This is a genomic window from Rossellomorea sp. NRS-1567, assembly GCF_050467885.1.
GTDB lineage: Bacteria > Bacillota > Bacilli > Bacillales > Bacillaceae_B > Rossellomorea > Rossellomorea aquimaris_C.
This window is the reverse complement of sequence record NZ_JBITPL010000014.1, coordinates 219,615-232,488: the sequence shown is the minus strand read 5'-3', so window position 1 is coordinate 232,488 and position 12,874 is coordinate 219,615. Positions and strand designations below refer to the sequence as shown.

At 44.5% G+C, this 12,874-nt stretch carries 11 protein-coding genes; 3 read left to right on the top strand and 8 right to left on the bottom strand.

Annotated features, from left to right (window positions below):
* Positions 1-16: 16 nt before the first annotated feature.
* The 4 genes from ACIFOD_RS09025 to ACIFOD_RS09010 form a co-directional block, all read right to left on the bottom strand.
* Complete coding sequence (locus ACIFOD_RS09025; RefSeq protein ID WP_430314352.1) at positions 17-1,810, bottom strand: IucA/IucC family protein; 1,794 nt, start codon at positions 1,808-1,810, stop codon at positions 17-19.
* Complete coding sequence (locus ACIFOD_RS09020) at positions 1,807-3,330, bottom strand: pyridoxal phosphate-dependent decarboxylase family protein (RefSeq protein WP_430314351.1); 1,524 nt, start codon at positions 3,328-3,330, stop codon at positions 1,807-1,809. Before ACIFOD_RS09020 ends, ACIFOD_RS09025 begins: the two co-directional genes overlap by 4 nt.
* 10 nt (positions 3,331-3,340) lie before the next feature.
* Positions 3,341-4,690 carry an aspartate aminotransferase family protein gene (locus tag ACIFOD_RS09015; protein WP_430314350.1) on the bottom strand — a complete coding sequence of 450 codons (1,350 nt, stop codon included), beginning with the start codon at positions 4,688-4,690 and terminating at the stop codon, positions 3,341-3,343.
* 380 nt (positions 4,691-5,070) lie between these two features.
* Positions 5,071-6,015 (bottom strand): arginine deiminase family protein, encoded by a 945-nt coding sequence (locus ACIFOD_RS09010; RefSeq protein ID WP_430314349.1) that lies wholly within the window; start codon positions 6,013-6,015, stop codon positions 5,071-5,073.
* 127 nt (positions 6,016-6,142) lie between these two features.
* On the opposite strand from ACIFOD_RS09010, the gene ACIFOD_RS09005 reads away from it, so the two are divergent.
* The gene (locus tag ACIFOD_RS09005) at positions 6,143-7,453 is read left to right on the top strand and encodes an amino acid permease (RefSeq protein WP_430314348.1); all 1,311 of its coding nucleotides are present in this window, start codon (positions 6,143-6,145) and stop codon (positions 7,451-7,453) included.
* A gap of 5 nt (positions 7,454-7,458) precedes the next feature.
* On the opposite strand, the gene ACIFOD_RS09000 is transcribed toward ACIFOD_RS09005, so the two are convergent.
* Positions 7,459-8,205, bottom strand: coding sequence for a YqcI/YcgG family protein (locus ACIFOD_RS09000; RefSeq protein ID WP_430314347.1), 747 nt, complete (start codon positions 8,203-8,205; stop codon positions 7,459-7,461).
* Between the two features lie 64 nt (positions 8,206-8,269).
* Positions 8,270-8,899 carry a LysE family transporter gene (locus ACIFOD_RS08995; RefSeq protein ID WP_430314346.1) on the bottom strand — a complete coding sequence of 210 codons (630 nt, stop codon included), beginning with the start codon at positions 8,897-8,899 and terminating at the stop codon, positions 8,270-8,272.
* A gap of 130 nt (positions 8,900-9,029) precedes the next feature.
* On the opposite strand from ACIFOD_RS08995, the gene ACIFOD_RS08990 reads away from it, so the two are divergent.
* Together ACIFOD_RS08990 and ACIFOD_RS08985 are read left to right on the top strand one after the other, a co-directional pair.
* Entirely contained in the window at positions 9,030-9,668 is a 639-nt protein-coding gene (locus ACIFOD_RS08990; RefSeq protein WP_430314345.1) for a spore coat protein, read from the top strand.
* 112 nt (positions 9,669-9,780) lie between these two features.
* On the top strand, positions 9,781-10,275 hold the full coding sequence (locus ACIFOD_RS08985) for a L,D-transpeptidase family protein (RefSeq protein WP_430314409.1): 495 nt from the start codon (positions 9,781-9,783) through the stop codon (positions 10,273-10,275).
* A 75-nt stretch (positions 10,276-10,350) separates the two neighbouring features.
* Here the strand turns inward: ACIFOD_RS08985 and ACIFOD_RS08980 are convergent, their stop codons facing one another.
* Together ACIFOD_RS08980 and ACIFOD_RS08975 are read right to left on the bottom strand one after the other, a co-directional pair.
* Entirely contained in the window at positions 10,351-11,541 is a 1,191-nt protein-coding gene (locus tag ACIFOD_RS08980; protein WP_430314344.1) for an aspartate kinase, read from the bottom strand.
* Positions 11,542-11,592: 51 nt separating this feature from the next.
* Positions 11,593-12,840: a homoserine dehydrogenase gene (locus ACIFOD_RS08975; RefSeq protein WP_430314343.1), complete on the bottom strand. Its 1,248-nt coding sequence runs from the start codon at positions 12,838-12,840 to the stop codon at positions 11,593-11,595.
* Between the last annotated feature and the right edge of the window lie 34 nt (positions 12,841-12,874).

The window sequence follows — 12,874 nt, the reverse complement described above, 5'->3', positions numbered from 1 at the left end:
ATCATACACCTCGTAGTCAAAGGACATGATGGATTTCCACCTCTTTGGCAAGGGGGTTTTTCACCATCGTATAGACCGACTGGGCTTCCATTGGACCGACCAGTTCATCCATGTCATAGAATCGAGTCAATAGATTCGCTTTACACGGAAGGACCGGTTGATATAATAAACTGCTCAGTAGATTGGAATCTTCCCCCCACTGCTGTTCATGGTACTCCAGACGTTCCTTTACAAGATTCATAAGTTTTTCTTCATCGATGAGACCACTTGCTCCAAAACCATTGATCAGTCCGAATAAATGGTTAAAGAAGAAGTAATAGCGCAATCGTTCCTCTGCCACTTCATCGGCACAAATCGTGTCGCTTTCTTGATTTAAGTCAGGAAGCAGCTCTTTGAGTTTTCCGACTTTCGATTCGCTATAGTAGTATCCCTGATTATCTCTGTAATAGAAGGTTTCAGGATAACCATTACTAAGTTGGATCACTGAGTTCTGCTGATGAGCCTCCATGGCAATCCCGTACGTGTGGAACAGCCAGATCATCGGATCCAGCGTCAGGGATAAGTATCGGTCGAACCATTCCAGGCTCACTTCTTCCAGACTTCGATTCTCCCTTTCGGATATTCCTTTAACTATGGAATGAATTCTGGTTTTTCCTCCATACGCAGGATCCTGGCATAAAGCTGCGATCAAGCTGGTCCCGCAACTGTTTTCATAGAAAGGATTTTCCCTGATGACCAGCTCAAACCCGGACACTTCCTCTTTCAGGTCCAAGTTTAAATAAGCAGGATCCTGGATGACCTTAAAACGTGGGAACTCTCTGCTAAGGCTTTTTCCCACTTCCGTTTCGAGTAATCTCGAAACCTCTACTCCCCTTGCCAGCTCCTTCTTTTGGTTGATGCGAAGAGAGTTTGTGATTTTGACAGGGACGGAGAATTTATACATGTACCGCGATTCTTTGCTATAGACCGTTCTAAACGATGACGTAGCCGTAAAGCGCTTCCCTATCGGACCGATATATTCCAGTCGTCCTTCTGCCATCAGGTGTTGTACGTTCTCTTTTACCAATAATGTCTTTACTTGAAGAGGGTGAACAGGAACTAAAATACGATCTCCATCTTTCAGCAGCTTCTGTAACCATTTCTGATCTACACCAGAATCATCCTTTAACTCTTCAAAAATGATGGAAGCTGCAGATTTGTCGGCACTTGAATCCTGTTCTACCAATGATTTTTCCGCACTAAAGTAATGAAGCTGAAATTCCCCTTTATATTCAGGAGAATACAGATGGTCTTCTTGTTCCGTCAGGCCCTGTTTACTTTTCGGGGTTGGATGAAGCATATGCCCGAATAGGAGGGATTGCTCAGCATCGATATAGTCAAATTCTTCATCCGAGAGCACCTCATTGTCGTTCACCCTACTTTCAACATAGCTTTTTATACTCCTACAGCTTAATATCACTCTTAATAGAAGTTCATCTTCTGACCCGTGGTGGCGCTTATCCAGTAAGAACTCTTTCACCACTAGCGTTGTAAGGGTAACGTAGTCGAGTGGTTTTAATTCGCTTTCTCCGACTCGGTAATAGAGGGGAAAGCCGAATAGATGACGATCCGTCAGTGACCAGTATGTTACTGGTATAATCAATTCAATCTGCTGCAGTACCAAATGAGAGACGATGACTTTCTCAAACTGTCCAAGTGACGGATCTTTGTCGTAGCGACTCTCTTCAGCGTAGTTCCCTGTTTCTCTTAAATAGCAATTTAGAAAGCTTTGCATCGTTGCATGTTCAGCCATTTCCTTAGAATTTCTCAATGTATAACCCCTCCATTTACTAATTCAGTGCCGATTTCTTCAATCTCGTGTAGAAGGGAATGAATATCCTCCGGCTTTGTTCTTGGATTTAATAACGTCAATTTCAAGAAGGTATGACCCTTGATCACTGTTTTCGCGATAACCCCTTTACCCTTATAAAGCAGTGTTTGTTGGATCGTCCGGTTCAAATGATTCAAATCCAAATCCTTTCCTTCCATCCTTTTTGGCTGATAGCGAAAGATGACTGTATTGATTTCCGGTTCAGGGTTTTGTATCACAAAGCCCTCTAACTCTTCCATATAAGAAGCTGTGTATCTGGCGAGCTTCACCGTTTCATCGATCATACTGCCAAAAAGGTCGGTCCCTAGTGTCTTTAAGGAAAGATACAGTTTTAACGCATCGAATCTTCTCGTTGTTTGAACCGACTTATTCACCAGGTTCAAGATGCCCTCTTCATCGTCCTTTACGGGATTCAAGTAATCAGCATGATAGGATAGATAACGGAAATTCACCTCATCCTTAACGAGGAAAGCTCCGCAACTGATCGGCTGGTAAAATAATTTGTGGAAATCCACCGTAATGGAGTCGGCGTTCTCCAACCCTTTCAGTTTGTCAGCATGAGAATGACTCAACATCAGTCCACCGCCGTATGCGGCATCGATATGGAACCATAGTCCCTGCCCACGGGCGATTTCTGCCAGTTCCTCCATTGGGTCGATACTTCCAAAATCGGTGGTCCCACACGTCGCAACAAGGGCAAAGGGCAATAGGTTCTCTTTATCAAGCTTCTGTAGTGTTTCATTCACTTCCCGGACGCTCATTCGATGATTTTCATCGGTCTCAACCGTCACAACCGCTTGTTCTCCCAACCCCAGCTGGGATGCTGCTTTCTTTACAGTGAAATGGGCTTCTTCTGAGCAAAGAATCCTTAATCGGTTAAAGCCTTCGGGTAAACCATCCTGTTGTACGTTATGGTTCCATTTCGAATGACAGAATGCATCACGTGCTAACAGGATTCCCATATAATTGGATTGTGTCCCACCACTTGTAAAGACTCCGCCGGATGCTTCTGGAAGCTTTATTTTTTCAGTCAACCACTTCACCATTTCCGCTTCCACATAGGTGGCAGCCGTACTCTGATCCCAGGAATCCATTGATTGATTAAGGGTTGCGATGATCAGTTCCGCCGCCACCCCGGGGAGAAGGGGAGGACAATGTAAATGGGCCATACTCTTTTGATGGGAAATATGAAGACTGTTTTTTAATATCGGTCCATCGATTTCATCAAGGACGTCTTCAAAGGATTTCCCTTCAGGAGTAAACGTCATGATCGGTTTGATTTCTTCTTTTATTGCACCGGGCATTTTCCCGATAAAAGGATTCCCGGTACCTTCATATAGCTTTTGCAGTTTCCTGCTGACTCCCTCTATCAGTTCATTAAATGCACGGATTCCTTCTTCCCCTTGATGTAGAAAGAAGGAGTCCATATTCTGGCTGGTTTTTCTTTCGACTGTTTTCATTTTCATGGTTTCACTCCGCAAGAGAGGCTATTAAAGCTTCTCTGAATATCGACACCACTTCATCGACTTGCTCTCTTGTGATGATCAATGGCGGAAGGAAACGGACCACTGCCCCATGTCTCCCCCCTACCTCAAGGATCAATCCACGTTTGAAGCATTCACGCTGGATTCCGCTTGCAACGGCAGGATTAGCCGGCTGACTTCCGCTCGCTGAATGAGGTTTAGCCGGATCAGTGATTTCCACACCTACCATCAGTCCTCTTCCTCTTACATCACCTATCTCAGGAAATTCTTGTTGAAGCTCTCTCAAGGATGAAAGAAGTCTTTCTCCCATTTCCCCGGCATGTGCAGCCAAGTGATTTTCCTTAATGAACTTTAATGTTGCTGTCCCTGCAGCCATGGCCATTTGATTTCCTCTGAATGTGCCGATATGTGCCCCTGGTTCCCAGGCATCCAGGTCACGATCATATATCACGACGGATAGGGGAAGACTTCCTCCAATAGCTTTTGAAAGAACAAACACATCCGGTACGATTCCTGCATGTTCAAAAGAGAACAGTTCCCCGGTACGTCCGATTCCCGTCTGCACTTCATCGATGATGAGTGGAATTCCTCTTTCTTTCGTGATTCTTCTCATTTCCTTAATCCATTCGATCGGTGCCGGGATCGAACCCCCTTCCCCTTGAACCGTTTCAAAAATCATGGCAGCCGGTGGTAATATTCCACTTTCGGGATCATCAAGGAGATTCTCGATGTATTGACTGCTGATGCGATGACTTTCCTCTCCTCCTATCCCAAATGGGCATCGGTATGTATATGGGTAAGGTAAGAAATGAGTATCAGGCATCAATCCTTGCACTTTCTTTTTGGGCCCCAGGTTGCCGCTGATCGCCATCGTTCCGTGAGTAGCACCGTGGTATCCGCCTTGAAACGTGAGGATGCTTTGTCTACCGGTTGCCGTCTTCACTAATTTCAACGCAGCCTCAATCGCATCGCCGCCTGTCGGCCCACAGAATTGGATCTTGGCACGATCACGAAATCCTTCCGGCAAAGAGGAGAATAATTCATTCACAAACTCCTCTTTCACAGGCGTCGTAATATCTAACGTATGTAATGGTCGTTTATCACGGATCACTTGTTCCATGGCCTCAATGACCGCCGGGTGATTGTGTCCCAGGGCTAGTGTTCCCGCTCCCGCTAAGCAATCCAAGTATTTATTCCCTTCCATGTCCGTCACATAGATTCCCTCCGCTTCACTGATTGCCAGTGGAATTCTTCTCGGATAGGATCTCGCATTCGATTCGCGCCTCTCTTGTTGGTCCAGTAATTCTCTATTTGAAATGGCATTTTGTATCATCATCAAATCTTCCTTTCGTGATTGATTGGCTTTTGCTTCCAACGTCATCTTAATTGATAATGATTATCAATGTCAATGGTAGTTGATAACTATTCTCAATTAATTTCATTTACTTCTAGTCATTTCGTACGAGGAAGGCACTTTTCTATCAAGGGACATAAAGTTCCTGTCATACATAGGTTTTAAGTAAAAGGATTAACAGATTAGATTAATTACAATTTTACGTAAAGTAATATATAAGTCTATTGTCCCAGCATCATAACCAGTATAATAGTAGTGTAAATTTTATTTAATTGAGAACGTTTTTCAGCCAATATTCGATTTCAATAAAAAAACCGGAGAAAAAATCTCCGGTCTACTTGTTCTAATCGGCTCTTAATGATTCAATTTCTTTCTAAAGGAAGCGTCATACACCTTATCCCGCCGCCACCTTTTTCAAGTTCATTTACATCGACTTCTATCAATTTCTTTCCCTGTAATTTCGGATGACCTTTCAATATCTTCTTATTGGCTTTAGTACTGACTAACAGGGTCTCCGGATCCAGGTTCAGAAAATTGATATCTGCGACTGTATGTTTTACATCATCGGTCCATAGAACGTCGAAGCCCTGACGGCGGATGAATTCCTCCATCATCACGTAGCGGCCACCCTTTTCTGTGATGATTTGTACTGGAAATAGCCTCATATAGCTTTTGGCTATGAGAAGGTCGGATCCGGCAACATTGCAGTTCATATCCAAATGCAAGGTTTCCCCGGTTCGCGGCAAGTCGATGATCCCGATCTCCGAGAATCCGGCCCGAAAGATCTCCTGTTGGACCTCTTCAATACTTTCAATACTTGTCCGCATTCCTGTATTAATAAAGACAGCATCTTTATTCAGAACGAATACATCCCCATTTTCCAATGCCTTCAATTGGTTATTATCCTTAATCGAAAACGTCTTTTCGTCAAACCATGTTTGAAAAAGCTCATGACTATGTACGTATTCAGGCGCCCTCATTGTAATCCCTGCTTCACCTGGGATGACAGTATTTCCATACACACATGCCAGGTCCCTTACAAATACCCTATTGATGAGCTGATGATTAAGTTCAGCCTTCTCTCCCTTTAAGTACAGGGAATAATCAATAACTGTTATTCCTGCGTCTTCCATTGCCTTTATCATACCTTCATGGTTTTCTTTCGCTCTTTCCTGGTTGACAGGTTTTTCCCAACCAACGTAATCCGCCGTTCTTTGATCAGGTATATCCAGTGAAGAAGGCGAGCACACCATCACCGTTTTTAATTCTCCATATTCACTCCAGCAATTCGGATGAATCTTTACCATGAGCCAGCCTCCTTAGTATTAGTCTCCCTTACTTTTCTCCTTTCTCGGATAAATCATTCTGTTCCCTTCACATAATTCATGAATCTCTACGTCAAACTATGAAGGGGAAAGGTCAGGTGAAAAACAGATGAGTAAATGTACGAATCAATCAAATCTTACATGGTGGCAGCTTTCTTTTATCGGGGTGGGCTGTATCATTGGAACAGGTTACTTTCTGGGATCAGCCATCCCTATTCAAAGGGCGGGTTCCTCTGTTTTGATTGCTTATTTAGTGGCCGGAATTGGAACATGGATGGTGTTTCAAGCCCTTGCAAAATTAACGGCCCATCATCCTGAAAAGGGGTCCTTCCGAACTTATGCAAAGCAGGCTTACGGATCATGGGCAGGGTTCAGTAACGGATGGGTCTATTGGTCGGCAGAAATGCTCATTATGGGGAGTCAACTAACCGCCCTTGCCCTCTTTGCTCAATTCTGGCTACCTGCCATTCCTCTGTGGATGTTCACTGCCGGATTTGCAGGTGTTGGATTACTTGTCATTTTGATGGGTGTGCAGAAAGTGGAACAGATGGAGAATCTGTTTGGCATCATGAAAATAGCAGCCATCGTAATGTTTGTCATCATCGCTACTGCCGCCATGTTCGGGTGGTTAGGAACGGGAGCTGCTAACCATCCGCCTCAATCTCCATTAACAGAGATACTCCCACACGATGGAAAGGGTTTATGGCTCGCACTTCTTTTTGCCTTTTATGGATTCGGGGGAATTGAAGTGATGGGGTTGATGGCTCAGGAGCTTAAAGACCCGAAGGATGCGCCAAAGTCAGGGAATATCATGCTTCTTATCTTGACCATCCTTTACCTTTTATCCTTTTATCTCGTATTAAAGCTCGTACCTGCAGGCAGGATCAATCCGAATGAAAGTCCATTTCTAACGGCTCTTAAACAATATGATCTACCCTGGGTCCCCCATGTATTCAACGCCATTCTGGTTATTGCCGGGTTCTCCACCATGGTTGCTTCCTTATATGCAGTCACGACGATGCTGGTGGCATTGGCAGAAGAAGGGGATGCTCCAAAAGTTTTTGCCAAGAAGGGGAAATGGAAGGTGCCCCTCCCCGCTTTCGGACTCACCACCCTTGTTGTCGCGGCTTCGATTGCGGTCGCCATGCTCCTGCCGGACAAACTGTTCGAGTATATCACTACAGCAGCTGGACTCATGCTTCTATATACATGGATCTTTATCCTTGCCTCCTTTTACAAGCTGATGAGCAAAAGTTGGTGGGACCGTATCCAATCAATATTTGCACTCATCCTCATTTTAGCGGCAATCAGCGGCACGCTTCTTGATCATGTAAGTCGCATTGGATTTTTTGTAAGCATCGCCTTTATTGTGCTGATTGCGATTGCGACAATTATAAAAGAAAAAAGAGCTAAAGCCTGAACGCTTTAACTCTTGATTTTCTTTTGCATATTTAGAAATGGACATTGGGATAGAGTCGAATCATCATCACTAAGAAAATACTGCTTCCACTCATAGTTGTCTTCCTGACCATACCATTTAAGGCTGGGATGGGGTTCTGCCTCATCATAGTCAATGAGCCGCTTCCGTATCACTTTCTTTAATTTCTGGCCGAATGCAGTGGAAGAGTTGATTTCATCGAACACCCACCGGGGCTGGAAGGCTACAAGAAAATAAGGAAAATGACGGCTTTTCCGCATCGTATGGGCAGGTGTTGCACAGAAGGCAAAGTAAGGTTCCCCGTCAAAACAAAATTCCCAGGTATGATGATGCGGATCCTTCGCAATATCTTCCGGCCATGGTGATTCATCCAATTCATGAACCCGATTCAATAAACCCCAGAATATATCCTGATAAGAATCAATCGATTGGTCATCGGCCACTATCTCCTCTGAATTAAAAAAGACTACAAGAGATGCATACTTCCCTGTATCCCTTGATATTTCACCATATTGTTTGAGTAAGCAGGTCAGTTTTTCAGAAGCTGCTTGATTTCTTGGATCATCTGCAAATCCAAAGCGTAAGGTATCTGTCTGAAAGCCCTGTTTTCCAGGTACACACGGGTAAGGATGTTCTTCGTCGCACATGACAGCCGAGAAATGCCCGTAGGCTGCTTTCTGCCATGGGGTAAGTTTCTCCCCTTGCTGATCGATCAAACTTTTAGACCATAACATATAGCCGATCCCTCCTAAATAGTACACATTTATCCTATTAGGAGAGAACTTATTGGGTGTCTGTCTAGCCGAATAATAAACGGCAGGCCTGGACACCGAAGTAAATCCCAAAGCCCATCAGAATGAGACCGGAAATGATGGATATGACCCGCAAAATCCCAGGACTGACCAGTTTCCTTGCCCCTGTCGCCACACCGGCCATCGTAAGATCCCAAAGGGTGATTCCAAGAAAGATCCCCATGCTGTACAGGAAAAGCTGTCCTGCTTCATAGGAGCCGGACGTCTGAGCTAATATAGAACCATAGATACCTAGCCAAAATAGAATGCTTAATGGATTGGAAATGGCCATAAAGAATCCTGTGCGAAAAGCCTTTCCTTTTGTTTCATGGGGATTTTGATGAGAGGGCTTTGTAATGGATGCTGATTTCTGGATGCTTTCAATCCCTGTATACGTTAATACAAAGAACCCAAATACCCACAGGAACAATTTAATGACCGGGGTATCGATAAATTGAGAGACTCCAAAATATATGAGAAGCATAAAGATCCCGTCCGCTACCATTCCCCCTACCCCCACAAGCCAGGCATGAAAAAAGCCGAATCGGATCCCCTTGTCCAATTGAGCGGCATTAATCGGTCCCATAGGGGCAGAAAGCGATAATCCCAAAATGATATAGCTTATGAATATACTCATCTTCGACCACCTTCAAATTGACTTCTTCCTATTGTATTCGGACAGGCTGCCAAGTATTAAACCAAAATACATAATTGTGCTTTTTAAGGATATTCTAATCATCGATGCTATTTTCAAGGAGGGAAAAAAGATGCAAAACCAAGGACAACCATCGAATATGACACCACCAGGAACTCAGATGCCACCGAATATGATGAACACTGAAAGTAAAAACCACGGGGGCCATGAGCTTTTTGATGCCCATGAGATCATAGCCGGGATCATCAGCATGCTCGATCAGTATCAAATGTATGATCAGCACATTCAGGATCCTGAACTTAAAGGTATACTTAAGCGCCAGTCAACTTTCGTCACGACTATGTATAATACGATTGTCGGCAGCTTTTCGACAGGACATGACCCAACTGTGCCAACCCAGCAATACAAAATGACTCAAACCAATACCACCACATACGGCATCAAGCCCGGAGCACCTAAGAAGCCGAATCAATCGGTCAAGGACCTTTCCGATAAAGGCTTGTCTGCTTATATGCTGGGACAGACCAAGTCATTGGCCATGCTTCTTGCCATGACGGCCCTTGAGATGACAAACCCTGTATTACGGCGTGTCGTAGCTGACAGCGTCCCGAATTTCATTGAAATGAGCTATGAGATCTTCCTTTATCAAAATAAGCATGGCTATTATCAGGTTCCTCAATTAAACGACCAGGATATGACCCTTATGCTCCAAAGCTATACAACCGTTCCACAACCAAACATGCCTCAATAACGCCTGTCTCCTCTTTTTAAGAGGAGCAGGTTTTTTCACTTACTCATCTTCTTGAACGACTTTCTCTCACGCACATAGGATAGAGGGAGAGTGAAATTGGGAGGTGTTTGAGCTGATTCACACAGTCAAGGTGGGAGAAACACTCAGTCAAATATCAAGAGATTACAGGACCCCGTTCCCATCCATACTTAAAGCCAATCCCGGTATTGATCCGGATGTGATCTATCCAGGTCAAACGATTACGATACCTGGGATTCCGGATACAACCAATAACCCTTACCGCATTCAGGTCTCTGTTAACAACCGGTGGCTGCGTTTGTTCAAGGATGGGGTTCAAATCAAGCAGTATCCCATTGCAGTGGGGAGAGTACTTTTTGAAACTCCCATCGGGGAATTTATCATCATTAACAAAGCACCAAATCCCGGCGGACCTTTTGGAACGATGTGGATGAGTTTATCGAAAGAAAGCTACGGGATTCATGGAACCAATGACCCAAGCTCGATTGGAAATGCCGTGTCCAGGGGATGTATACGAATGAATAACAAAGACGTAGAGGAGTTAGCGGGACTCGTTCCAATCGGTACGCCTGTTTTGATCAGTCCATAAGTGAAAAAGTGTATAGGAGTGCCTATACACTTTTTTCATGTGGTGAAAGACAGAATGTTCCACCTTCCGATCCTTTCACAAAACAGCTCTCCTTGATTCCACGTAATCCAAACCAAAGTGCATATGAAGGACCCTGGCTGCTTTTTCCACATCATATCTATCAACCAGTGCACTTAATCCTACCGGGGATTCCCATATGGACGCCTTTGCAATATGGTAGTCATGAAAGACGTTGGTAACCTTCTCTTTTACCTCATGTGTTGATTTGATTTGCCCGATCACGGATACCTTAGATAGATCCTCTCTTTCTTCTGTATGAGAGTAAGCTTGGTTATATTGTCCAACGATTCTTTTCAACTCATGAAAATCCTGATCTTTAACGATGAGAACAAGATTTTCCTGGTATTTAATGATTTCTGTTTCAATATGATTGGAATCGAGATCATACAGAATCAGTGACTCTCCACCCTGACAGTCAAACATTGTCAGAACAGAAATGTCTTTCTGATAGGCTACCCCGACAATAGGGGCATTTCTCTGTGTTCTTCCGCTAATGACGGTACCCCTTCCTTCATTCAAACTGGAACAAACCACAAGCGGCACATGATGTTCCTTCGCATGTTTAATCGCTCTCGGATGCAGGACACCAGCTCCCATGGTGGCTAAACGCAGCATCTCATCATAGGAGAGGGTGTCAATTTTCGCTGCACGGGGAACGATTCGCGGATCCGACGTATACACCCCATCTACATCCGTATAAATATCACACCTATCCGCTTTTAAAGCGGCCGCAAGAGCGGCAGCCGTCGTATCCGAACCACCCCTGCCTAATGTGGCCACCTCTCCTTTATCCGTGATCCCTTGAAAACCGGCTACCACAACGATTCGTCCTTTTGATAACTCCGATTTTATCCGATCGGTATTGATCGAGGTAATCTTGGCATTCCCAAATACTCCATCGGTTTGGATTCCCGCCTGTCTGCCTGTCAGGGATACGGCTTCCAGTCCCTTATGGTGCAGGGCCATTGTCAAAAGGGAGATCGTCACCTGCTCCCCGGTACTTAAGAGCATATCCATTTCTCTCTTACTAGGATCTGAAGAAAGTTCCCCTGCCAATCGTACGAGTGTATCAGTCGTTTTATTCATTGCTGACACCACAACGACGACATCATGACCTTTTTCTCTTTCCTTCATGACATGAAAGACCATGCGTTTGATTCGATCTGTAGAACCAACAGAGGTTCCACCAAACTTTTGAACGATCATACTCAATGATACCCCTACTTTCCATCAGACCATATTTTTTAAAGATTTCTTCTAAGAAACAGCAGCTCCAGTCTTCACTTCATTTTCCAACGGAATTTCTTTTAAAATAGGAACGGCTTGAATATGGTTATGCGTCTGAAGAAGCGATTCCAGTGTCTCTTTCCTGCCTTCAACAAATACGTACAAGTAATCGTCCAGCTGAATACGATCCTTTAAAATGAACGATGGAAGCCAGTTTTGATACTCATCAGTTTCACGGATTCTTAAGACCCATTGGTGGCTGCTCTCAACAAGAACCTCTTCCGTATTCACGGTACTTACGGCAGAGTCGGTATACTTCCTCTCTATCAACGACAGGAAATCCTCTACCATGGCGCTGCCTGTAGGCAATTTTCCAGCTCCCGGACCAAGCAGGGTAATCCTCCCTACAAGACTACCCTTAAGAGATATGGCATTTTCCACATCCTCCACACCGTAAAAAGGATGGGTGTCATGGACAAGGATGGGCTCTACTGCACCTTTAATATGGTCGACTGAATCCCGCCGGAGAGAACCTATGTGCTTAAACCGTAATCGAAAGGATTCCGCTGCCTGGAGCCACTCTGCAGTCAGGTGGGATATCCCCTTACGTCGGATATTCTTCCAATCGGGCTGTCTGCCAAAGGCTGTTTGACTTAAAATAAGCAATTTATAGAACGCATCATGGCCTTCGATGTCATTTGTCGGATCGGCTTCAGCGTATCCTTTCTCCTGAGAAATCTTTAAGGCTGTATCAAAGGCAAGACCTCTTTTTCTCATTTGAGATAAAATGAAGTTGGACGTCCCATTCAGAATCCCTTGAATTTGTCTGATCTCATTCACCTTCAGAAGCTGCCTGATACTGCCGATCACCGGGATTCCCCCGGCTGTCGTCGCTTCAAATCCGACCGATATCCCCTTCCTTTTCGCCTTCTCCAATAGCTCAGGACCATATTTGGCAAACATCGCTTTATTGGCCGTGACGATATGAACCCCCTTCTCAATGGCTTCGGTTAAATACGTATAGCTCGGCTCTTCCCCCACGATCGCTTCAAAGATCACGTGCAGGTCCGGGATATCCAGGATGTCTTGGAAATCCGTTGTGACGTTGATGGATGGTTCAATGCTCCGCTCTTTTGTGGGATCTTTAATAAGGATCGCCCTAACCTTCACCTCTTTACCCAGGACTTCCTTCAATCTGTCCTGATGAGTATCGATTGCTTCACAGACCCCTTGCCCTACTGTTCCGAACCCTAGAAGTGCCACATTAATCGTTGACATCATTCAGCCTCCTTTTATCGACTTTTCACTTTAT

What these genes read in the sequence shown, in the direction of transcription:
- ACIFOD_RS08995 (WP_430314346.1), bottom strand. Translation starts at nt 8,899, where the DNA reads ATGAGTATATTCATAAGCTATATCATTTTGGGATTATCGCTTTCTGCC.
- ACIFOD_RS08980 (WP_430314344.1), bottom strand. Translation starts at nt 11,541, where the DNA reads ATGATCGTTCAAAAGTTTGGTGGAACCTCTGTTGGTTCTACAGATCGA.
- ACIFOD_RS09010 (WP_430314349.1), bottom strand. Translation starts at nt 6,015, where the DNA reads ATGGTAAAGATTCATCCGAATTGCTGGAGTGAATATGGAGAATTAAAA.
- ACIFOD_RS08990 (WP_430314345.1), top strand. Translation starts at nt 9,030, where the DNA reads ATGCAAAACCAAGGACAACCATCGAATATGACACCACCAGGAACTCAG.
- ACIFOD_RS09005 (WP_430314348.1), top strand. Translation starts at nt 6,143, where the DNA reads ATGAGTAAATGTACGAATCAATCAAATCTTACATGGTGGCAGCTTTCT.
- ACIFOD_RS09020 (WP_430314351.1), bottom strand. Translation starts at nt 3,330, where the DNA reads ATGAAAACAGTCGAAAGAAAAACCAGCCAGAATATGGACTCCTTCTTT.
- ACIFOD_RS08975 (WP_430314343.1), bottom strand. Translation starts at nt 12,840, where the DNA reads ATGTCAACGATTAATGTGGCACTTCTAGGGTTCGGAACAGTAGGGCAA.
- ACIFOD_RS09000 (WP_430314347.1), bottom strand. Translation starts at nt 8,205, where the DNA reads ATGTTATGGTCTAAAAGTTTGATCGATCAGCAAGGGGAGAAACTTACC.
- ACIFOD_RS09015 (WP_430314350.1), bottom strand. Translation starts at nt 4,690, where the DNA reads ATGATGATACAAAATGCCATTTCAAATAGAGAATTACTGGACCAACAA.